Genomic DNA, 21,648 nt, shown 5'->3' on the forward strand with positions numbered 1-21,648 from the left:
GTCGTACCGGGCGCCCTCCGGCCCCCCGGCCGTGTCCCCGCGCGTGCCGTACCAGACGACCGGCTGGTCCCCGGCCGTCGTGGCCTGCGCGAACAGCCAGTAGCGGGAGCCCGGGCTCACGAAGGCCGACAGCGGGACCTCCACCCAGCCCGCGCCGGGCCCGCCCAGGGAAGCCAGGTCGACGACGGCGTCCGCCACCGCGGACCCGGGGTCCTCCCGGACAGCACGGACCTGCACCCGCACCTTCCCGGCAGCCGCCCCGCTGCTCAGGTACAGGCTCACCCGGTCCAGCCGGCCGGCCGAGGTGGTGAACTCCTGGGCCCCGGCGTTCCCGGCACCCCCGATCCCGGCCAGGGCCGCAGCGTGCCCGGCCTGCCGGTCCGGACTGGGCCGGAAGCCCGCCCGCGGCCGCAGCGGCGGCCGCCCCGTCCGCCGCGTGCAGCAGCGTCGTGAGCAGGGCGGTGGCCGCGAGGACCGACCGTGTGCGCATCATCACGCATGCCTCCACTGTGATGAACCGTCAAAAAGCCTGGCAGAGCGCACGGACGGCGCTATTCATCCAATATCTCCGGCCAGGGCGCCACGTTGGTCCCGAGTGCGCACACCACGCGCGGGACACTCCGCGAAGTCCCCCGTTCGGACGCACCCCTTCACCGGTCCTCCACAGCCGCACCAGCGCCGCACCACCGGCTTCGCGCAGGCTCTCCTCGCACACCACCGCACACCAGTACGCCCACCAGACCGACCGGCACTCGAGGCGCCGGACCAGTACCCACCGGGGGAACAGTGATCACTCGACGGACCGCACTCAAGGCAGGCGTCGCGGCCACCAGCATCGTCGGTACCGGCGGCATGCTGCTGCCCGTCGTGAACGCCACCGCGAAGGAGCCCGCCCGCGCCGCCGCGGCCGAGCTCGACGCCGCCGGCATAACCAAGTTCACGCAGAAGATGCCGCTGCCTCCGGTCCTCTCTCCCTACTTCTCCACCAGCACCACCAGCTACTACCGCATGACCCTCAAGGAGGCCACGAAGGAGATCGTGCCGGGGCTGAAGACCCCGCTGCGCACCTTCAACGGCTCCTTTCCCGGCCCGGTCATCAAGGCGGAGTCCAACCGCCGCGTGGTGATCAAGCAGACGAACAACCTCGCCGTCCCCACCTCGATCCACCTCCACGGCGCCCACGTCCCCCAGGACAGCGACGGCTCGCCGATGGACCTGATCCCGGCCGGCGGCGGTACGAAGACGTACACCTACCCCAACACCCAGCCGCACGCGAACCTGTGGTTCCACGACCACGCCCACCACATGGAGTCGGAGAACGTCTTCCGCGGCCTGACGGGCACGTACATCCTCACCGACGACGTCGAGCGCCGGCTGCCCCTGCCCGCGGGCCAGTACGACGTGCCGATCTCGCTGCGCGACGCGCGCTTCCTGGAGAACGGCGAACTCGTCTACGCCATGGGCGACTTCAAGCAGCGCAACGTCGTCCTCGCCAACGGCAGGGCCTGGCCGTACTTCGAGGTGGCCTCCCGCAAGTACCGCTTCCGCCTCACCAACACCTCCAATCAGCGCTTCTTCGACCTGTCGCTCGCCGACGACTCCGAGCTCGTGCAGATCGGCACCGACGGCGGCCTGCTGCCGGCCCCGTACCGCACGAACGTCGTCAAGATCAGCCCCGGCGAGCGCGCCGACGTGGTCATCGACTTCTCCCGCTACCCGGTCGGGACCGTCATCGAGCTGCGCAACAAGGACATCGCCCCGTTCGAGTCGGCCGACGTCGTCGGCAAGGTGCTGCAGTTCCGCGTCACCCGCACCGCCCCCGACCACAGCTCCGTCCCGGACCGGCTGCGCACCCTGCCCGAGCTGGGCACGGCCACCGTGAACCGCGAGTTCGACATGCGGATGGACGAGGCCCCCGGCGGCAGCGCGTACATCAACGGCAAGACGTTCGACATGGACCGCATCGACACCGAGATCGCCTACGGTGCCACCGAGATCTGGACCGTGCACAACAGCAACAAGATCGCCCCGCACAACTTCCACATGCACCTGGTCCAGTTCCGGGTGCTGGAGCGCAACGGCCAGCCGGTGACCTCCGGCCCCGAGACCGGCCTCAAGGACACCGTCCCGCTCAAGCCGGGCGAGACCGTCAAGCTCCAGGCCACCTTCACCGGCTACCGCGGCACCTACGTCTACCACTGCCACCTGTTCGACCACGGCGCCATGGGCATGATGGCCAATATGCGCATCTCCTGACGCCCGTCCCGCTGCGTATCCTCACCCCGGCGGAAGCGCGTCCGCCGGGGTGAGCCCGGGTCCGGGCCCGTTGCCCGGGCGGGCACCCCGTCGTTCGGCAGGCCGACGGGACCGGCGGGCGGGACCGGGGACGGGGAGGGGGCCGGGATGCGGATCGCGCGCAGGACGGTACTGCAGGCGGCTTCGGCCGGAACACTGGCGGCGCTCGCCGGACAGCCCCCGGCCGGGGCGGCGCCCGCCGCCCCCGGCAGGACCCCCGCCCAGCAGGCGGACACCGTCCGGCTGCGGTTCACCCGTGCGACCAACGGCGCCGCCACCGCCACCCCCTCCGGGGACCGCGTCGTCGCCGAGGTCCAGGGCGTCCTGTGGTCGCTGCCGCCCGACGGCTCCCCGGCGACCCGGCTCACCCCGCCCGACCTGGAACCCGGCCGCCCCGTCCTCTCCCCGGACGGCGGCCGGATCGCCATGAGCGCCTACCGCGGCGGGAACTTCCACATCTGGGTGATGCGGGCCGACGGCACCGGCCTGCGCCGGCTCACCGACGGCCCCTTCGACCACCGCGCCCCCGCCTGGTCGCCCGACGGGCGCACCCTCGCCTTCTGCTCCGAACGCGGCGGAGACCCCGTGGCGGGCAGCCCGTACCGGATCTGGACCGTGGCCCTCGGGGACGGCGGCCTGCGCGGGCTCACCGGCCTGCCCGGACAGGACGGACCGGAACAAGGCGGCGCATGGGAGGACTTCGACCCCGTCTTCACCCCCGACGGATCCCGCGTGCTGTTCGTCCGCGCCACCCTCACGGGCGACACCCTCACCGCGCCCTGGCCTCGGCGGCCGCCGACGGCACCGGCCCCGTCCGCACCGAGCACACCGCCACCGAGGGCAGCCTGCTGGCCCCCGCCCTCTCCCCGGCCGGACGCACCGCCTGGCTGTGCGCCACCCCCGGCCCCCGCAAGGCCGAGCACCTGACCCTCTACGCCGACGGCCGCCCCGTCACCCTCGACGGCGACCTCGCCCCCGCGCCCCCGCGCTGGCTCGGCGACGACCGGCTCCTGGTCACCCTCGACGGGCGGTTCCGCACCCTCCGCCCGCACCGCGACCGCACCGGCGAGGAGATCCCCCTCGACGCCACCCTCGAAGTGAGCCGCCCCCGCTACCGGGTCAAGGAGTACGCCCTGGAGGCCGAACGGCCCCTGCCCGTACGCGGGATCCACCTGCCCGCCCTCTCGCCCGACGGCCGCCGCGTGGCCTTCGCCGCCCTCGGCGCCCTCTGGACCGCCGACGTCACCGGGGGAGCCCCGCGCAGGCTCGTCCAGGCCAAGACCACCGCCTACCCCCAGAACCCGGTGTGGAGCCCCGACGGGCGCGCCCTGCTCTACACCGACGACCGCGACGGGCTGAACACCGTACGCCGCCGCGAACTCGCCGACGGCCGGGAGACCGTACTGTCCCCGCCCGGCCGGGTCTACGGCTCCCTCTCCCCGGACGGCACCCGCCTCGCCGCCCTCGACCTCTCCGGCCGCCTCCTCGTCCGCGACCTCGCCACCGGCACGGAGACCCCCCTCGTCACCGCCCTCGGCGGCGGCGGACTGCCCAGCCCGCCCAGCTGGTCACCCGACGGCCGCCACCTCGCCCTCTGCGACCGCAACCGGCTCAGCCGCCGCTTCCGCGAGGGCTACAACCTGATCCGGATCGTCGACACCGCCACCGGAGCCGCCCGCCTGCACGCCCTCGCCCCGCACGCCTCGCTCTCCGACCGCTACGCCTCCGGCCCCGTCTGGTCCCCCGACGGCCGCTTCCTGGCCTGCGTCAGCGAGTCCGCGCTGTGGCTGCTGCCCGTCACCCCCGACGGCACCCCCGCCGGGGCCGCCCGCCGGCTCACCGACGAGAGCGCCGACCACCCCTCCTGGTCCGGGGACTCCCGCACCCTGCTCTACCAGTCCGCCGGCCGGCTGCGCCTGCTGCCCCTCGACGCCGACGGCCGCCCGGCCGGAGCCCCGCGCACCGTCCCCGTCGCCCTCACCCACCGCCGCCCCGCGCCCGTGGACACCGTGGTCCACGCCGGCCTGCTGTGGGACGGCACCGGCACCCCGCCCCGCGCCGACGTCGACGTCCTCGTCAGCGGCGGCCGCGTCACCGCCGTCGAACCCCACCGCCCCGGCCGCCGGACCGCCCGCACCGTCGACGCCTCCCGGGGCACCGTCCTGCCGGGCCTGTGGGACTCCCACGTCCACCCGTACCCCTACACCTACGGAGCCCGCCAGGGCGTACTGCACCTCGCCTACGGGATCACCACCGCCGTCTCCCTCGGCGGCTCCGCCTACGAACAGGCCCGGCTGCGCGAGGACATCCGGGCCGGACTGCTCGCCGCACCCCGGCTGCTGGCCGGCGGGGAACTCCTCGACGGCTCCCGCGTCGCCTACAGCATGGGCCGCGCCCACCGCACCCCCGAGGGCTTCACCCGCACCCTGGCCCGGGCCGCCGCCCTGGACTGGGACTTCGTCAAGACCTACGTCCGCGCCCCCTACGCCGCCATGGAAGAGGCCGCCCGCTTCGCGCACGAACGGCTCGGCGTCCTGTCGGGTTCCCACCTGTGCGCCCCCGGCATCCAGTCCGGCCAGGACCTGACCACCCATCTGATCGCCACCGAACGGGCCGAGTACGGCCACGGCGCGACCCCCGGCGGCCACACCGAGGAGGACACCCTGGAGGTGTACGCGCACGGCCGCTTCGACCTGATCGCCACCCCCTTCACGGCTTTCCCCCTCATCGGGGCCGACCCCTCCCTCGCCGCCGAAGGCCGGGTCACCTCCCTGATGCCGCCCTGGGACGCCTCCGCCGTCAAGGCCGCCGCCGCGCAGCCGCCCAGCGCCGAACAACTCGTCGTCATGGAGCGGGAAGTGGCCGTCTACCGGGCGGTCCTGGCCGGCGGCGGCCGGGTCGCCCTGGGCACCGACGCCCCCCTCACCCCCGTCGGCCTCCACCTCCACCTCGCCCTGCGCGCCCTGCACCGGTACGGCCTGTCCCCGGCCGAGGCCCTCACCACCGCCACCCTCACCCCGGCCCGCGTCTTCGGCGCCGACGACCGCCTCGGCACCGTCGAACCCGGCAAGTACGCCGACCTCACCCTCGTCGACGGCGACCCCTTCACCGACTTCGACGACCTGGTCCGCGTCTGCGCGGTCCTGCGCGCCGGCGTCCCGTACGAACGCGGCGCCCTGGAAGCCGCCTTCCCGCCGCCCGCCGCCGGCGCCGCGCCCACCGCCCAGTCCGCCGCCGGGGCCCCGGCCGCCTGGCACCCCGTACGGCACCAGATGCAGCGCGACGCCTGCTGCGACACCTCCTCCCCGCACAGGGGCTGACCCCATCCGCCGGTCGCCGGGCTGACCGCCGGCGTCCGGCCCGCCCGGGACACCGACTGCCCGAACCGACCCGGTTCCCGGCCTCCCGCCGGGGCGGTGGTTGACTGGCCGCATGCCGCTCGACTCCTACGGCGTGCTGTCAGGGACGCTGCACCGCCACTTCCGCGACCAGCCCGACACGACCGGACGCCCGTTCCGCGTCCACCTGGAGGTCGACGCGCCCGCCGGCCGCTACCGGTGCGCCGTCGACGTGGCCGGCGAACGGGCCGCCACCGGTGTCCGGTGGACGGTGTTCCCTCTCGCCGCCTCGATCCTCGACCCGGTGCCGAAAATGGGCCCCGGCTACCACGAGCTCTCCATGTCCTGCGGCTCGGGCGCCCTGGACCACCTCCGCCACCCGGCCCTCGCCGACCGCCCGGGTTTCCTCTTCCCACGCCGCCCGCCGGCCCGGCTCCAGGCCCTCCTGGACCGGCTGCACCCGCCGCACCCGTGGGTCCCGGGCTCCGGCGCCGACGCGGCCCGGGCGCTCGAGTCCGTCCTGGTGCCCGGCCGGGAGGTCCTGGTCTTCGGCGAGCCCCTCGCCGACGGCCTCGGGTTGCGCAACGTCCACCGGAACCAGGGCGACCCGTACGGCAGCCCGTGGTGGCCGGACAACGGCGTCTGGCAGGACGGAGCCGTCCTCACCCGGCGCCCGGACGGCCGCTACGACGCGTTCCTGCACAAGTTCGCCGGGCAGGCGGACCGCACCGACGCGAACGGCCGGCCCGAGCGGGAGGTGTGACGCCCCGTCGGTGACCCGTCAGGGGCGGGGCGGCTCGTCGTCCCAGGCGACGGCGGTCACCGTCCCGGCCTCCCAGTCCCGGCGCAGCACCGCGTACCCGACCGCGTCGTGGACGGCGCCGCCGGCGCCGGGCCAGCCGTCGCGGTAGTGGGCCTCCTTGACGTACCCGCACCGCAGGAACGTCCGCCGCATCGCCGCGTTGTCCCGCCGGGTGGTCCCCTCGATGCGCCGCACCCGGGGGAACTCCTCGAACAGGTACCGGGTCGCCCATTCCAGGCTCCGCCGGCCGATGCCCCTGCCCCGCCACCCCGACCGGATCCGCAGGTCGAGGAGGGGGGTGTCGTCGCCGAGGTCCATCAGCCGCACCAGGCCCACGGTGGAGCCGTCCGCGAGCACCCAGAAGGTGCGGCTCTCCTCGCCCTCGTACACCCCGTCGGCGAGCCATCCCCGGACCTGATCCGGCTCGACAGCCGGCGAGGCGTGGAACGGCCACGTCTCGCCGCTGAGGAAGTCGACGAGGAGTTCCCCCTCGGTGCGTTCGAACCGCCGGTACGTGATCTCCATCCCGGTATCCATCCCCGCACCCTAAGCACCGCGGCCCCCGGTCCGCCGGGGATTTCCGTCCGGAGCGGACCGGCCAGGGGTTCAGGCGGGCAGGTCCGCCAGGCCGGGGAACAGCCCCCCGTAGGGGTCCGAGGCCAGGCCGCGCAGCCCGGGGAGCTGGTGGTAGAGGGCCGTCCCCGGACACTCGGTGGCGAAGACGTCGCGGTGGCCGGAGACTCGCTCCACGGTCACCTGTTCGCCGCGCCGGAAGCGGCCGTTGTCGACCGAGGAGGTCAGGGTCACCGTCCCGGACGGATCGTGTCCGTAGCGGCGCAGGGCCCAGCCCGCCAGCCGCGCGACGGCCTCCACGGCGGCGGGCGGGGCCTCCTCGTCGGTGTACCGGCCGATCACGGCGACGCCCATGGTGTCGATGTTGAACCCGAGGGTGTGCGCGCCGGTGACGGGCCGGTCGGAGCCGCCCGCCCGGCCTTCGAAGACCGTGCCGCACTTGTCGACCACGTAGTTGTAGCCGAGGTCCTTCCAGCCGTTGGTCCGCTGGTGGAGGACCTGCAGCCCGCGCACGATCGCGGGGGAGTCGGCGCAGTCGTAGGCGTTGGTCTGGGCGGTGTGGTGGACGAACACGGCCTTGACCTCGTGGCCGTGGACCACCGGGGTTCCGTCGTCCTCCATCGCGCCCCAGTCGGCGCGGGGCACGGTACGGGGGCGGCGCGGGACCGCTCCGGGCCCCTCGTACCCGGCCGTCACGGCCCCGCCGGGCGGTCCGGAGCGGGCCGGGACCACCGGGTCCGGGCCGGGGTCGACCAGGTCCAGGCGCAGCCCCGGGGCCGGCGCGGCGCCCGCGGCCGCCGGCCGGACCTCCACCCCGGTCGAGGGCCCGGCCCACCAGGGCTCCCCGGGCTCCAGCACCGAGGGCTGCCCGGGCTCCAGCACCGTCCAGCCGGACCAGGAGCCGGAGGAACGGGCCCGCGTACGGACCCGGTACCCGCCCGGGGCCGGGGGCCGGCCCGCGGGCTCGGTGACGGCCAGCATGCTGAAGCCCGCCGTGTGCGCGGCGGTGAGGGCGGGAGCCGTGCCGTCGGCGGTGAGGGTGAAGGCGCGGGCGGCGGCGGGGGGAGGGGAGGCGGGCTGGTCCCCGGTCGCGGCCGTGGCGGTCTTCCCCCTCGTCGACGCAATGCGCCGGCCGGGCTCGGGGAGCCCGGCCGGCGCATCACCACTTCGCTGACCGGTACTTACAACGAGGGGGCCGGCAGGGGGTTACGGGTGTCCCGCCGGCGGATGCGGCCCGGGTCAGTTCGCGGCGTAGACGCGGACCGCGAATTCCGCGATCTCCGCGTCCGAGAGGTTCTTCGCCAGATTGGCCTCGGTGATCATCCCGATCAGCCGGTGGCCGCCGGCCACGTCGATGACGGGCAGCCGCTTGATCTGGTGGACCTCCATCGTGTCCACCGCCTCCTGCGCGTTGCTGTCGGCGTCCACCCAGTGCAGCGTCCCGGCGAGTTCACCGGCCTTCATCTGGGCCGGGTCCCGGCCCTCGGCACAGCACTTGAGCACGATGTCACGGTCGGTGATCAGCCCCTGGAGGCGCTGGTCGTCACCGCAGATGGGCAGGCAGCCCACGTTCAGGTCGCGCATCATGCGCGACGCGTCCAGCAGGGTCTGTTCCTCCCGGACGCACTGGACGCCCGCGGTCATGATGTCCCGGGCCCGCAGGTTCCTGGTCATGGTTCCTCCTCGGCTGGTCGAGTGGTCCGCGGCCTTGTACACCCCTTCCCTTCGAGGACAGCACGGATGGGCCTGCGCGGCGCGCCGAACCCCCGGCCGGCGCCACCGCCCGGTTCTTGACCGATCGTTCTTGACCGTTCGTTCCAGACGGCTTTATGATCTTCGACGTGGCCAGGACCAAGGAATTCGATCCGGACGCCGCCCTCCAGTCGGCCCTCGAGCTGTTCTGGCGGCGCGGCTACGAGGCGACGTCGGTCGCGGACCTCGTCGAGCACCTCGGCATCGGACGCGCCAGCATCTACGCGACCTTCGGCAGCAAGCACGAGCTCTACCTGAAGGCGCTGGACCGCTACGCCGAGACGCAGAACCCGCTGCTCCTGTCGGAGCTGTCCCGGCCCGGGCCGGCCCTGCCCGCCGTGCGGGAGGTGGTCCGCCGCTTCGCCGCGGAGGCGGCTTCCCCGGACCGGCGCCGCACCGGCTGCTTCGTCACCAACACCGCCGCCGAGCTGGCCCCGCACGACGGCGCCGCGGCCCGCCGGGTCGAGGCGAGCTGGGACCGCTTCGAGACCCTGCTCCACTCCTCGCTCGTCCGGGCCCGGGCCCAGGGCGAGCTGCCCGACGGCCGTGACCCGCAGGCGCTCGCCCGCATGCTGCTGGTCCTGCTCCAAGGCGTCCGGGTCGTCGGCAAGGCCTCGGGCGACCCGGCCAGGGTGCGGGACGCGGCCGAACAGGCCCTGGCCTTGCTGGACTGACACCCCCCCGCTGAGGGGAGCCCCGAAGCTCCCCTCCCCTTCTTCCTCATGCCTTCATTCTGAACCACTCGTTCCAATATGGGCCCGCCTGAGCGCGACCCGGCCCTCAAGGGAGACACCGAAGATGAACCGCTTCACCGGCAGGACCGTCCTGGTGACCGGCGCCGGCTCCGGCATCGGCCGTGCGATCGCCCTCGCCTTCGCCGCGGAGGGCGCCCGCGTGGTCGCCGCCGGACGCACCGCGGCGCCGCTGGAGGAGACCGTGGCCCTCATCGAGGCCGCCGGCGGCACCGCCGCGGCCGTCCCGGCCGACGTCACCGACTCCGGCCGGCTCGCCGGCCTCGTCCGGGAGACCGCGGAACGCTTCGGCGGGCTCGACATCGCCGTCAACAACGCCGGGATCCTGCGGGGCACCGTCCCCGCCGCCGACATCGCCGAGGAGGACTGGGACGCGGTGCTGCGCACCAACGTCACCGGCGTGTGGCTGGCGATGAAGCACGAGATAGCCCACATGCGCGAGAACGGCGGCGGTGTCATCGTCAACGTCTCCTCCAACCTGGGCGCCCACACCCGCATCCCGAACGCCGCCGCCTACGTCACCTCGAAGGCGGCCGTCGCCGCCCTCACCCGCGCCGCCGCCCTCGACCACATCCGCGAGGGCGTCCGCATCAACGCGGTCAGCCCCGGCGCCACCGCCGCGCCCATGTCCCTGCGCCCGGGCGAGACCGAGGCCGACCGCGTGGAGCGGATCAAGGGCGAGAACCCCCTCGGCCGGCTCGCGGAGGCCGAGGAGGTGGCCGCGGCCGTGCTCTACCTGGCCTCGCCGGAGGCCGGAGCCGTCGTCGGCACCGACCTGGTGGTCGACAGCGGCTCCTCGGCCTGACCCTCCCGGCCTACCGGCCGGCCGTGGCGGGCGCCGGGGCGGGCAGCGGCTTGCCCTCGCAGGAGGCGTCCTCGGCGGGCATCCGGCCGTCGACGAGGAAGCCCTCGACGTACGCGTCCACGCAGGCGTTGTGCGACTGGTAGACGCCGTGGTCGCCGCCGCCGACCGTGATCAGCCGGGACCCGGCCGTCCCCCGGTGGGCCCGCAGCGCACCCTCGTAGTAAGTGGCCGGGTCGTGCAGCGAGTTGAGCATCATCATCGGCGGCAGCCCCCGCCCGGTGACCTGCACCCGGGGCGCCCGGGAGCGCGGCCAGGCCGCGCAGACCGAGGCGAAGGTCAGCTCCCGCGCCCCGGCCATCGGGTACGCCCGGCTGTCGGTCGCGCTCCGGCGCACCCAGTAGTCGCTGTCATGGTTCCAGGCCAGTAGTCGCTGTCGTGGTTCCAGGGGGTGTCCTGGCAGATGACGGAGAAGAAGTCCGCCGCGAACCGGTCGTTCAGCGGGTGCTTCAGCTTCTCGGCGAGGGCCTTGCGGGCGGCCGGCGGAGCCGCGTCCGGGTGCTGCAGGACGCCCAGCAGCAGCGCGAGGTCGGGGAAGGCGTCGCCGTTGTAGATGACGGAGGTCGCGGCGGCGTCGAGGTGGTTGGGGGTGACCGTCGTCCCCTCCAGGTCCAGCGGGTGCTCGCCCAGCGAGCTCCGCAGCCGCTCGTACGAGGCCTTGGCCTCCTCGGCGGTCCGGCCCTGGTGGTACGTCGCGTCGTTCGCGGCGAGCCAGGGCAGGAAGTCCTGCTCGAACCGGCGCTGGAAACTCATCGGCTGCCCCGTCAGGAACTCCTGCCAGCTGCCGGTGAAGCCGATGTTGCTGTCCAGCACCACCCGGTCGACCCGGTGCGGGAACTCGGTCGCGTAGTAGGCGCCGAGGAAGGTGGCGTACGACGGGCCGTAGTAGGACACCTTCGGCGCGCCGAGCAGCGCCCGGAACAGGTCCATGTCGTGCACGGCCTGGTCGGTGGTGATGTATGGCAGCAGCCCGCCCGACCGCCGCTCGCAGTCCCGTACGAAGTTCCGCGCGCGCTCGACCGTGGCGTCCACGGCCCGCGGCGAACGGTCGCGCAGGTCCCCGCTGGTGAACAGGGCGTCCACCGTGTCCTGACCGGAGCAGACCACCGGGGTGCTGGCCCCGACCCCGCGCTGGTCGAAGCCGACGATGTCGTACGCGGCCGCCAGCTTCGGCGAGTAACCCGCCAGCCCCGCCGGCCGGCCCAGTCCCGACGCGCCCGGCCCGCCGGCCGCCATCATCAGCACGCCCCGCCGCGCGGCGGGGTCCGCGGCCCGGTGCCGGGACACCGCGACGGTCAGGTCCGCGCCCGCGCCCGGGTGGTACCAGTCGCGCGGCACCGTCATCGAGGCGCACTCCAACGCCCCGTCCCGGCACGGCTGCCAGTCGAGCCGCTGCTGCGCGTACCGGGCGGGCACCGCGGGCCCGGTGCTGGTGCTGGTGCCGGTGCCGGTGCCGGCCGTGGCCGCGGCCGCGGGGGACGCGGGTAGGGCGGCGAGCGCGAGCAGCCCGCACGCGGCGGCCGTGGCCCAGCGCGCGGGCTTCTTGAAGAGGTGCATGTGGGTGGGTCCCCCCGGTCGGAGCGATTCGGTACGCCCCGATCCTCCGAGAACGCGCCCCCCTGGGACGATCCCCCCACTGCCCGTATCGGGGGTGGTGCCGGCACCACCCCCGATGCCGTGCCCTCAGCTCACGAACTCCTCGTCGCCGTACCGCACCCGGGCCTTGCTCCAGTCGACCCCGAGCCGCGAGGCGAACCGCTGCGCGAGCGGCAGGTCGGTGAGCGGGGCGATCAGGATGAGCCGCCCGCCGAGGGTGACGGAGCCGCCGCCGAGCCGCTCGCGGGCCTCGGGATCGGCGGCCAGCGCGTCGCGCAGACGGGTCGCGCTGACGCCGTCGGCCTGGATCTCGACCGCGTCGGTCTCCGGAGACGTGCGCGGCAGGCAGCGGAAGGTCAGGACCGACTCCTGGTGGTACTGCTTGGCGATGACCCCGGCGATGTGGTGCAGGCCGTCGCGGCCGACATGGTTCACGTCGAACTCCCGCGACCGTTCGTAGGTGGTCTGTTTCTGTTCCTCGGACCAGAACACCCCGTCCAGCAGGGTCGAACGGCCCGCCCAGGCGCCGTTGGCGCGGATGATCCCGCGCACCTCGTGGTCGAAGCCGGACAGGCGCGTCTTCAGCCGGGGGTCGGCGGGGTCCGTGATCACGGCGGTGTTGTTCGTGGCGAAGACCTCACCGGCCGGGCAGGCCGTCCCCGCCGCGGTGTCCTGCGCGGGGGCCGCCTGGGCGGTGCCCGCCCCCGCCGCACCCAACGCCAGTACCCCGGCGACGACCAGCACGCGCAACCGCTTCATGCTCAACTCCCTGGATGTGGGCCCCTGCTGCCCCACCCCGGGGCCGCGGCGGCCCCATCCTAGGAGCCGGACGGAGCGGTTCACGCCGTGTTAGCGCATATGGCGGACAGCGGGCGCCACGGCTCCTTCCGCCACGTCCGGCACGGAGGTTGACGTGAGAGCCGCCGTCCCCGGGGGTATGGCTCACCCCCGGGAGGGGAGTCGTGACAGCTGGCGCGAGGAACGCGGTGCGGGGCCTGGCCCTCCTCGGATCCGTCGTGCTCCTCGCCCTCGCCGGGTGGCTCGTCCGGCTCCTGCCCGGACCGCAACTGGTGGCCGTCCTGGGCCTGGGGCCCGTGGACGGCACCCTGGTGGTGTCCGAGTGCTACGAGGCCCCCGACGCGGAGGGCTATCCCGGCGGCACCGAGTGCAAGGGCGTCTACACCCCGCGCGCCGCCGCCGGGCCGCCGCGCGAACTCCTGCTGGACGGCGCCGCCGCGAAGCACGAGCCCGGCAGCGCCGTGAGCGTCCGGATCGTCCGGGGGAAGGCGTACGAACCGTCCGGACCCGCGGTCGGGCACGTCGCCGCCGTCACCGGGTTCCTCCTGGTCCCCTTCCTCACCCTCGCCTCCTGGCTGCTCGGCTGGGCCCGCCGCGGCCGGGCCGGGCACGGCGCGGCCCACCTGCTCGCGGCGCTGGCCGCACTGGCCGCCGTGCTGGTGCTCAGCGTGGCGGCCGCGCTCCTCGTCGCCCTCGTCACCGCCCTGCGCTGACCCGGTGCGGCCGGGGCCCGCTCACACCGCCACCGCCTCGATCACCGACGGCATCGCGGGAGTCGGCAGGATCCGGTGCAGGCGGAATCCCGCGCGCGCCAGCAGCTCCTCGAACTCGGCGGCGGTCCGCTCGCGTCCCTCCACCACCATCAGCATCACGATGTCCAGCTCCACGGCCGGATGCGGAACCCCGCCCCCGGGCAGCACGGCGTCCACGACCAGCAGCCGCGCCCCGGCCGCGGCCGCCCGGCGGACCGAGCCGAGGATGCGCAGCGCGTCCTCGTCGCCCCAGTCGTGCAGGATGTGCTTGAGCAGGTAGAAGTCCCCGCCGGGCGGAACGGCCTCGAAGAAGTCCCCGCCCTCCGTGCGCCAGCGTCCCGTCAGCCCGGGCTCGTCCAGCAGGTGCCCGGCCACGGTGGCGGGCCGGTCGAAGAGCACGCCGTCCAGCGAGGGGCCCTGCCGAAGGACGGCCCGCAGCAGCCCGCCACGGCCACCGCCCACGTCGACCACCCGCGAGCCCTCGGGGAACGCGTAGCTCCGCGCCACGAGTTCGTCCTCCGGGCCCGAGAACGCCGCCATCCCCGAGTCGAAGACGGAACGGTCCTCCGGGTGCTTCCGGAGGTGCTCGAAGAAGGGGCTGCCGTAGGCCGATTCGAAGGAGGACCGCCCGTCGCGCAGGGTCTGCGGCAGTTCGGCGGCGGACCTCGCGATCATCGGGTCGGTGATCATCAGCACGCCGGCGAGCTGAGAGTGCGCGACACCGGTCCGCAGGGGCTGTCCGGCGGGCTCCAGGCGGAACCTGCCCCGCTCGTCCTCGTGGAAGAGGCCCCGGACCGCGAGCAGCCGCAGGACGCGGCGCAGCGCCACGGGATCGGTGCCGCTGAGGCCGCCGAGCTCCTCGGGCGTGCGGGGACCGCCGGCGAGGTGGTCGGCGATCCGGTGCACGGCGACGGCCCGCAGGGCCGCGGAGTGGACGTGGCCGAACATCACGTCGTGCAGCACCGGGGGAGCGGAGGTGGCCAGGGGGTGGCCGGGGGTCGGGGGGCCGGGGGAATCGCCGGGGCCGGTCACGGGCGCGCTCCTGTCGTCTCAGGGTGTACCGCACCGCCATGGTGACCCGCGCGGGCCGCCGTCCGTGGTGTTTCCGGCGCGGCCGTCCGCCGTCAAGTCGACTTCCGGGCAGGCCGGTACGGGGCGCGGGGCGTTGGCTCCGCGTACGCACCTGCGAGCCCGTCGCACCTGGTCACGGCAGGTACGACGGCCATGGCCGCAATCGGTTCCCTGTGCCACGGTGGACCCATGGAGGGCAACCGGAGCACCCACGACCACCACACCCACCACACCCACGGCACCCGCACCCACGGCCACCACGGCCCCACCCGCGCGGCGCGGCTGCGCCACCGGCTCGCGCACCTGCTCACCCCCCACCGCCACGAGGCCGCCGACAAGGTCGACGCGGCGACGGAGACCTCCCGCGAGGGCATGCGCGCCCTGTGGACCTCCCTCGCCGTCCTGGCCGCGACCGCCGTCCTCCAGGCCCTGGTCGCCGGCCTCTCCGGGTCGGTGGCCCTGCTCGGCGACACCGTCCACAACGCCGCCGACGCCCTGACCGCCGTACCGCTGGGCATCGCCTTCCTCCTCGGCCGCCGGGCCGCGAACCGCCGCTACACGTACGGCTACGGGCGTGCCGAGGACCTCGCCGGGGTCCTGGTCGTGGCGGTCATCGCCGTGTCCGCGGCCCTCGCCGCCTGGGCGGCCGTCGACCGGCTCCTGGCCCCGCGGGAGGTCACCCACCTGTGGGCCGTCGCCGCGGCGGCGGTGACCGGGTTCGCCGGCAACGAGTGGGTGGCCCGCCACCGCATCCGCACCGGCCGCAGGATCGGCTCCGCCGCGCTGGTGGCCGACGGATTGCACGCCCGCACCGACGGGTTCACCTCCCTGGCCGTCCTGCTCGGCGCCGCCGGCTCCGCCCTCGGGTGGCCGGCCGCGGACCCGGTCGTGGGCCTGCTGATCACCCTCGCCATCCTGCTGGTCCTCGGGGACGCCGCCCGCCAGGTCTGCCGCCGTCTGATGGACTCCGTCGACCCCGCCCTCGTCGACACCGCCGAGCGCGCGCTGCGCGGGGTGGAGGGCGTACTGGACGTCGGCCAGCTGCGCATGCGCTGGATCGGCCACGCCCTGCGCGCGGAGGCCGACATCGTGGTGGGACCGCACCTGACCGTCGTCCAGGCCCACGGGCTGGCGGTGGCGGCGGAAGGCGCCCTGATCCGCGCGATCCCCCGGATGACGGCCGCGACCGTGCACACCGACCACGTCCACGCCCACCCCGAACGGGCCGCACGAGCCGAACGGGCCGGGGTCAGCCGCTGACCGCGGCCCGCTCGGCGCGCCCCACCAGGGCGGTGATCCGCGAGGCGATCTCCGGCCACAGCTCCCGGGGCAGGTCGTGGCCCATGCCCTCGAACACGGCGAGTTCGGCGTCCGGGACGGCCGCCGCCGTGGCCCGGCCGCCGCTGACGTCGCACACCGGGTCGTCGGCGCCGTGGATCACCAGCGTGGGCACCCGTACCCCGGCCAGCAGGGCCGTCCGGTCGCCCGAGGCGAGGGAGGCCAGGGCCTGGCGGGCGACGCCGAGCGGGTCGTAGTCGCGGTCGAAGGCGCGGGCGGCCCGCTCGCGCACGGCCGCCTCGTCGAACGGGAACCCGGGCGAGCCCATGACCCGGACCGCCCGTACCGTCCGCTCGACGGCCTCCTCGCGGTTCGCCGCCGGCGGCCCCGCCAGCACCCCCAGCACCCCGGGGTCCGGCCGCCCGACGCCGGGGGCGCCCGTCGTGGACATCAGGGAGGTCAGCGACCGCACCCGGTCCGGATGCCCGATCGCCATCGTCTGCCCGATGGCGCCGCCCAGCGACAGGCCGACGACGTGCGCGCTCGCCAGGCCCAGCGCGTCCAGCAGGCCCACCGTGTCGGCCGCCATGTCCGACAGGTCGTACGAGGCGGACGACAGGTCGCCCCGCCGGGCCGCCGCCAGATCGGGCACGGGCGCGTCGTGGAAGTGCGAGGACAGGCCGCAGTCGCGGTTGTCGAACCGGATCACCTGCATCCCGCGGCCCGTCAGCTCGGCGCAGAACCCGTCGGGCCAGCCGTACATCTGGAGGGCGAGTCCCATCACCAGCAGCACCGGCGGCGCCTGCGGGTCCCCGAGTCGCTCGTAGGCGACCTCGATGCCCGCCGGGCCCACGTTCACGGCCCTCTGCTCACTCACCACTGTCATGCGACGGTTCTACACGCCACGGCCGCCACCCGCCCCGCTCCGCCCCCCCGCGTGTCCCGCGGGCCCGCAGGCGGCCTCCGCAACACCCCCTAACCCGTCCGGCGCGGGCGCAGGCCTTCGAAGGTGAGGTCGAGGAACCGGCGCCAGTCGCCGCTGCCGGTCCGGATGATCCCGGACAGCCCGCCGACGATCATGTAGACGTCCTCGACGGTGAGGTCCGCCCGGAGGGTGCCCGCGGCCCGCCCCTGGGCGATCAGTGCCGCGACGGCCTCCTCCAGGCGGCGGCGCGTCTCCCCTCCGGGTGCGGACGAGCCCGTGGCGGACTGGGCGGCGGCCGTCAGGCCCGGGCTCCGCGCGAGGGTCCCGCCCACGTGGTGCAGGTACCGGGCCAGCCCCTGGCCCGCCTCGGGCTCCCGCAGGCAGTCCGTCAGCGCCGTCTCCAGGATCCCGGCGAACCGCTGTTCCGCCGCCGCCTCCACGAGGGCCTGCTTGGACGGGAAGTGCCGGTAGAGGGTGCCGATGCCGACCCCGGCCGCCCGGGCCACCTCGGGCATCTGCACCTCCCCGCCGCGCTCCTCGAACAGGGCCCGGGCGGCGGCCAGGACCAGGGCGCGGTTGCGCTCGGCGTCGGCGCGCGGCCGGCGGCCGCCGCCGGGTGCGGCGGGTGCGGGGGGCGTTGACACGGCGACCACTCCTGTCCCTACAGTGGGGGAGCACTGAACCGGAATCGGATTCCGGTTCACATTGTGCCATGCCGAGGAGGGGTCGAGCCATGCCCGACGAGGACCGTTTCATCCTGCTGGAGCCCGGGGCCGCCCGGCCGGGCCGCGTCCCGCTGCCGCCCGCCTTCGCCGTGAAGGCCGGGGTCGCCGACACCGGGGGACGGCTGTCGCTGCTGGAGGTGACCCTCGCGAAGGACATCCCCCGGCACACCCACCACCTGGCCGACGAGTGCGTCTACGTCCTGGAGGGCGTCCTCGGCGTCGAGTTCGACGGACGGACCCACTCCGCCCCGGCCGGGACCTTCGCCCTGCTGCCCCGGGGCGTCCCGCACGCCCTGCGCCGCGCCTCCGACCCGCCGCCGAGGGTCCTGCAGATCTCCGCGCCCGGCGGCTGGGAGCGTTACGTGGAGGACCTGATCGAGGCCGGCCCCGCCGTGCTCACCGACGGGGAACTGGACCCCGTGAAGATCAACCCCATCGCCGCCCGCCACCAGGTCCGCTACGAGGAGCGCACCTGACCGCCGGCGCCGCCCTAGGGCTCGTCCGGGTCGGACCAGTACCGCATCCGCCCCAGCGCCGACATGGGCCGGTCGTGCGCCGCGACCGGGGCCGGCAGGACGGTGGAGCCGGTCAGGTAGCGGTCCACGGCCGAGGCCGCCGACCGGCCCTCGGCGATGGCCCACACCACCAGCGACTGGCCCCGCCCCGCGTCACCGGCGACGAACACGCCCGGGGCCCGTCCGCCCGCTGCGGCGAAGTGCGCGTCGCGGGCGAAGTTGCCGCGCCCGTCGTACTCCAGCCCCAGCTGCTCGCACAGGCCGCCGGACCGCTCGGGGCCGGAGAAGCCCAGCGCCAGCAGGACCAGCCCGGCTTCGATCACCCGCTCGGTGCCCGCCAGGGGCCGCCGCCCCGCGGGCTCCACGGCGGTCAGCCGCAGCGCCCGTACCCGTCCGCCGGCGTCCCCCTCGAAGCGCAGGGTGGCGCTGGAGAACAGCCGGGGGTCGCGCCCGGCCCGGCCGCGGGCCTCCTCGTGCGCGTGGGAGATCCGGTACACCTTCGGATGCACCGGCCACGGTTCCTCCTCCCGGCGGCCGGGCGCCGGCTCGGGGTTGATGTCCAGCTGGACCACGGAGAGCGCCCCCTGGCGCAGCGCCGTACCGAGGCAGTCCGATCCGGTGTCGCCGCCCCCGACCACCACCACGTGGACGCCCTCGGCCGTCACCGGCGACACCGGGAGGTCACCCTCGCAGACCTGGTTGGCGCAGGTCAGATAGTCCATGGCCTGGTGGATCCCGCCCAGCGAGCGCCCCGGTACGGGCAGCTCCCGGCGCTCTCCGGCCCCGACCGCGACGACCAGGGCGTCATAGCGGCCGCGCAGCCCGTCCGCGGGTTCGGCGCCGCCGACGTCCGAGCCCGTCACGAAGGAGGTGCCCTCGGCCCGCATCTGCTCGATCCGGCGTTCGAGCTGGGCCTTCTCCATCTTGAACTCGGGGATGCCGTAGCGGAGCAGGCCCCCGAGCCGGTCCTCCCGCTCGTGGACGACGACCCGGTGCCCGGCCCGGGTCAGCTGCTGGGCCGCGGCGAGCCCCGCCGGACCGGAGCCGATCACCCCCACGGACCGCCCGCCGCGCCGCTCCGGCGGGCGCGGGGTCATCCAGCCGCGCCGCGATCCCTCGTCGGCGATCGTCTGCTCGACGTTCTTGATGGTCACCGGCTCGGCGTTGATCGCGAGCACACAGGCGTCCTCGCAGGGCGCCGGGCAGAGCCGGCCGGTGAACTCGGGGAAGTTGTTCGTCGCGTGCAGCCGCTCGTACGCGGCGCGCCAGTCGGAGCGGGCCGCGTAGGCGTTCCACTCGGGTATCAGGTTCCCCAGCGGGCACCCCGTGTGGCAGAACGGGAGGCCGCAGTCCATGCAGCGGTCGGCCTGTTCCCGTACCAGGGGCAGCAGCGCCTGCCCGGCGTACACCTCGCGCCAGTCCCCGAGCCGCTCTTCGACGGGCCGCGCCGGAACGGCCTTGCGGGGGATCTTGAGGAAGCCGAACGGATCGGTCACGCGCCGCCTCCCTGGCCCGGGGTGCGAGAAGGGTGAGAGGCGCGGTACGGCGCGCCCGAAGCGCGCCGTATCCCACCTTTCCCCCAGATTACGCCGTCCGGGCGATCGGGGACCCGTCGCGCTGATGCGGTACCACCGCGGAGCCCGCCGGGCGCGGATCCTCCTCGGGGCGGAAGGAGACCGTGCGCGTGGGGGCGGGGATGGAGATGCCCTCCTCCCGGTAGCGCTGGTGCAGGCGCTTGATGAACTCGTGCTTGATCCGGTACTGGTCGCTGAACTCGCCGACGCCGAGGATCACCGTGAAGTTGATCCGGGAGTCCGCGAAGGTGTGGAAGCGGACCTTCGCCTCGTGGTCGGGGACCCCGCCCTCGATGTCGGCCATCACGCCGTCCACCACGTCGAGCGTCACCCGCTCCACGTGCTCCAGGTCGCTGTCGTAGCCGACCCCCGCCTGGACCAGGAGCGAGAGCTTCGCCTCCGGCTGGGTGAAGTTGGTCATGTTGGTCCGCGCCAGGCGCCCGTTGGGGATGATGACGAGGTTGTTCGACAGGTTGCGCACCACGCTGTTGCGCCAGTTGATGTCGACGACGTACCCCTCCTCGCCGCTGCTGAGCCGGATGTAGTCACCCGGCTGCACCGTCTTCGAGGCGAGGATGTGCACCCCGGCGAAGAGGTTGGCGAGGGTGTCCTGGAGGGCCAGCGCGACCGCCAGACCGCCGACGCCCAGGGCGGTGACCAGGGGCGCGATGGAGACCCCGACGGTCTCCAGCGCGACCAGCACGCCCATCGTGAGGACCACGATCCGCGTGATGTTGACGAAGATGGTGGCGGACGCGGCGACGCCGGTCCGGGACTGCGCCACGGACTGGACGAGCCCCGCGACCACGCGGGCCGCCGTGAACGTGGCGAAGATGATGAGCAGGGCGGTCAGTGACTGGTTGACGAGGCCGCCGACCCGCGCCGTGAGCGGCAGCGCGGTCGCGGCCACCGCCGCCCCCGCGATGACGGCCGCCCAGGGGGCCAGGGTGCGCAGCGCGTCGACGATGATGTCGTCGCCGGTCCACTTGGTCCGTTCCGCGTGCTTGGCCAGCCATTTCAGCAGGGCCCGCAGGAGCAGCCCGGCCGCGCCGCCCGAGGCCAGGGCGATCGCCGCCACCACCCAGTCGTGCAGCACGAGGTCCCGGGTCAACGCACGGCCTCCGCTCGCACGAGGTCCGGCCGCCGTATGTGTCGTGTCGTCACCATGTCACCTGTCAGGTCGCGTTGTGCGGGGCTCGTTCGAGCGGACGTACGCATTCCGAACGGACTGTCATCCTGCCGCATCCACTCGCGGACCCCGCAGCGGGGCCATCCCGAACTCCGTCCCCGGTGCCCGCCCCTTCAGACCCGCCCCGCGGACCTTCCCCGACCGGGTGCGCGGCAGACTCCCGGCGAACTCCACCACCCGCACCCACTTCTCCTCGGGCAGCTCCCGGCGCACCAGGGCGGCGCTGGGCGGCGGCTCGCGGCGGGCGGCCGCCGTAGCGGGCGGGACCGCCATCGGCGCCATGGCCCTGACCCGCCCCGGGGGACGGCCCGCTACCCCGCCCACCGGTGGTGACCAGGCACCACGCCACAGTTGCTCCGGCCCGGCGAACTCCTCACCTGCCCGGCCCACACCCCCGGCCCCGCCGGACCACCGGCCCCCGCGGGGGCCGGTGGGATGTGCAGTCATGAACCTCCACGCGCACAAGGGGACCCGACGGTCCCGGGCACGCTCCCGGGTCCTGCTCGCCTCCCTCGCCGCCGCGGCGGCCCTGACCGGCCCGCTGGTCGCGACGGCACCGGCCGCGTCCGCCGCCGGCCCCAGGCCCTCCGACCCGGCACCCTCCGCCCCGGGCAAGCAACGGACCCCCGCCGGGCAGCAGACCCCGGCCAAACAACGGCCCCCGGCCGGTGACCAGCGCCGGGACCCCGACCGGGACCACGACGAGGACCCCGGGCGGGAGCACGGCAAGGACGACCACCCGCACAAGAGGAAGCCGGCCGCCGTCGCGCACGGGCTGCGCCAGTTCACCTCCGACAACACCTTCACCCCGCCCGCGGGCGTCACCTCCGTCTTCGTCCAGGCCTGGGGCG

At 74.8% G+C, this 21,648-nt stretch carries 20 protein-coding genes and 2 pseudogenes; 9 read left to right on the top strand and 13 right to left on the bottom strand.

Features of this window, described 5'->3' with window-relative positions:
* Positions 1–282, bottom strand: a 282-nt coding sequence (locus VR44_RS07785; RefSeq protein ID WP_045946650.1) for a hypothetical protein, incomplete at its 3' end; no start/stop codon positions are given.
* 504 nt (positions 283–786) lie between these two features.
* Here VR44_RS07785 and VR44_RS07790 point away from each other — a divergent pair.
* From VR44_RS07790 to VR44_RS07800, 3 genes and pseudogenes are all read left to right on the top strand, one after another.
* Positions 787–2,256 (top strand): multicopper oxidase family protein, encoded by a 1,470-nt coding sequence (locus VR44_RS07790; RefSeq protein WP_045946651.1) that lies wholly within the window; start codon positions 787–789, stop codon positions 2,254–2,256.
* A 147-nt stretch (positions 2,257–2,403) separates the two neighbouring features.
* A pseudogene (locus VR44_RS07795) lies at positions 2,404–5,615 on the top strand (amidohydrolase family protein).
* Positions 5,616–5,727: 112 nt separating this feature from the next.
* On the top strand, positions 5,728–6,396 hold the full coding sequence (locus VR44_RS07800; protein ID WP_045946652.1) for a DUF2278 family protein: 669 nt from the start codon (positions 5,728–5,730) through the stop codon (positions 6,394–6,396).
* Between the two features lie 18 nt (positions 6,397–6,414).
* On the opposite strand, the gene VR44_RS07805 is transcribed toward VR44_RS07800, so the two are convergent.
* The 3 genes from VR44_RS07805 to VR44_RS07815 all read right to left on the bottom strand — a co-directional run bounded on the left by VR44_RS07805 (position 6,415) and on the right by VR44_RS07815 (position 8,682).
* Positions 6,415–6,960 (bottom strand): GNAT family N-acetyltransferase, encoded by a 546-nt coding sequence (locus VR44_RS07805; RefSeq protein WP_045946653.1) that lies wholly within the window; start codon positions 6,958–6,960, stop codon positions 6,415–6,417.
* Between the two features lie 81 nt (positions 6,961–7,041).
* Positions 7,042–7,989, bottom strand: a complete 948-nt coding sequence (locus VR44_RS48335) for an N-acetylmuramoyl-L-alanine amidase (protein ID WP_052713504.1) — start codon at positions 7,987–7,989, stop codon at positions 7,042–7,044.
* A gap of 258 nt (positions 7,990–8,247) precedes the next feature.
* On the bottom strand, positions 8,248–8,682 hold the full coding sequence (locus tag VR44_RS07815) for a CBS domain-containing protein (protein ID WP_045946654.1): 435 nt from the start codon (positions 8,680–8,682) through the stop codon (positions 8,248–8,250).
* Positions 8,683–8,849: 167 nt separating this feature from the next.
* Between VR44_RS07815 and VR44_RS07820 the strand changes: the two genes are divergently transcribed.
* Positions 8,850–9,434 carry a TetR/AcrR family transcriptional regulator gene (locus tag VR44_RS07820; protein WP_045946665.1) on the top strand — a complete coding sequence of 195 codons (585 nt, stop codon included), beginning with the start codon at positions 8,850–8,852 and terminating at the stop codon, positions 9,432–9,434.
* A gap of 124 nt (positions 9,435–9,558) precedes the next feature.
* Positions 9,559–10,317: an SDR family NAD(P)-dependent oxidoreductase gene (locus VR44_RS07825; RefSeq protein WP_045946655.1), complete on the top strand. Its 759-nt coding sequence runs from the start codon at positions 9,559–9,561 to the stop codon at positions 10,315–10,317.
* 10 nt (positions 10,318–10,327) lie between these two features.
* Here the strand turns inward: VR44_RS07825 and VR44_RS46920 are convergent, their stop codons facing one another.
* From VR44_RS46920 to VR44_RS07835, 3 genes are all read right to left on the bottom strand, one after another.
* Complete coding sequence (locus VR44_RS46920) at positions 10,328–10,675, bottom strand: alpha/beta hydrolase (protein WP_245691631.1); 348 nt, start codon at positions 10,673–10,675, stop codon at positions 10,328–10,330.
* Complete coding sequence (locus VR44_RS07830) at positions 10,654–11,931, bottom strand: alpha/beta fold hydrolase (protein WP_245691632.1); 1,278 nt, start codon at positions 11,929–11,931, stop codon at positions 10,654–10,656. The genes VR44_RS46920 and VR44_RS07830 overlap by 22 nt, the downstream gene beginning before the upstream one ends.
* A gap of 126 nt (positions 11,932–12,057) precedes the next feature.
* Entirely contained in the window at positions 12,058–12,729 is a 672-nt protein-coding gene (locus tag VR44_RS07835; protein ID WP_045946656.1) for a hypothetical protein, read from the bottom strand.
* 203 nt (positions 12,730–12,932) lie between these two features.
* Here VR44_RS07835 and VR44_RS07840 point away from each other — a divergent pair, with 203 nt between their 5' ends.
* Complete coding sequence (locus VR44_RS07840; protein WP_157880250.1) at positions 12,933–13,481, top strand: hypothetical protein; 549 nt, start codon at positions 12,933–12,935, stop codon at positions 13,479–13,481.
* 21 nt (positions 13,482–13,502) lie between these two features.
* Here VR44_RS07840 and VR44_RS07845 read toward each other — a convergent pair whose 3' ends face one another.
* On the bottom strand, positions 13,503–14,552 hold the full coding sequence (locus VR44_RS07845; protein ID WP_245691633.1) for a methyltransferase: 1,050 nt from the start codon (positions 14,550–14,552) through the stop codon (positions 13,503–13,505).
* Between the two features lie 228 nt (positions 14,553–14,780).
* On the opposite strand from VR44_RS07845, the gene VR44_RS07850 reads away from it, so the two are divergent.
* A complete protein-coding gene (locus tag VR44_RS07850) occupies positions 14,781–15,851 on the top strand; it encodes a cation diffusion facilitator family transporter (RefSeq protein ID WP_045946657.1) in 1,071 nt (356 codons plus the stop codon).
* Here the strand turns inward: VR44_RS07850 and VR44_RS07855 are convergent.
* Both VR44_RS07855 and VR44_RS07860 read right to left on the bottom strand, forming a co-directional pair.
* Positions 15,841–16,755, bottom strand: coding sequence for an alpha/beta fold hydrolase (locus VR44_RS07855; protein ID WP_045946658.1), 915 nt, complete (start codon positions 16,753–16,755; stop codon positions 15,841–15,843). The two genes, VR44_RS07850 and VR44_RS07855, sit on opposite strands and share 11 nt — an antisense overlap.
* 89 nt (positions 16,756–16,844) lie before the next feature.
* On the bottom strand, positions 16,845–17,438 hold the full coding sequence (locus VR44_RS07860) for a TetR/AcrR family transcriptional regulator (RefSeq protein ID WP_045946668.1): 594 nt from the start codon (positions 17,436–17,438) through the stop codon (positions 16,845–16,847).
* Positions 17,439–17,527: 89 nt separating this feature from the next.
* Here VR44_RS07860 and VR44_RS07865 point away from each other — a divergent pair, with 89 nt between their 5' ends.
* On the top strand, positions 17,528–17,995 hold the full coding sequence (locus VR44_RS07865) for a cupin domain-containing protein (RefSeq protein WP_045946659.1): 468 nt from the start codon (positions 17,528–17,530) through the stop codon (positions 17,993–17,995).
* 14 nt (positions 17,996–18,009) lie between these two features.
* Here VR44_RS07865 and VR44_RS07870 read toward each other — a convergent pair whose 3' ends face one another.
* The 3 genes from VR44_RS07870 to VR44_RS07880 form a co-directional block, all read right to left on the bottom strand.
* On the bottom strand, positions 18,010–19,530 hold the full coding sequence (locus VR44_RS07870; protein ID WP_045946660.1) for a glutamate synthase subunit beta: 1,521 nt from the start codon (positions 19,528–19,530) through the stop codon (positions 18,010–18,012).
* An 88-nt stretch (positions 19,531–19,618) separates the two neighbouring features.
* Complete coding sequence (locus VR44_RS07875) at positions 19,619–20,719, bottom strand: mechanosensitive ion channel family protein (protein ID WP_045946661.1); 1,101 nt, start codon at positions 20,717–20,719, stop codon at positions 19,619–19,621.
* A 120-nt stretch (positions 20,720–20,839) separates the two neighbouring features.
* Positions 20,840–21,079: a hypothetical protein gene (locus tag VR44_RS07880; RefSeq protein ID WP_157880251.1), complete on the bottom strand. Its 240-nt coding sequence runs from the start codon at positions 21,077–21,079 to the stop codon at positions 20,840–20,842.
* A 163-nt stretch (positions 21,080–21,242) separates the two neighbouring features.
* Here VR44_RS07880 and VR44_RS07885 point away from each other — a divergent pair.
* Positions 21,243–21,648, top strand: a pseudogene (locus VR44_RS07885) (hypothetical protein); the annotation flags it as partial.

The organism is Streptomyces katrae (assembly GCF_000966975.1).
Classification (GTDB): Bacteria; Actinomycetota; Actinomycetes; order Streptomycetales; family Streptomycetaceae; genus Streptomyces; species Streptomyces katrae.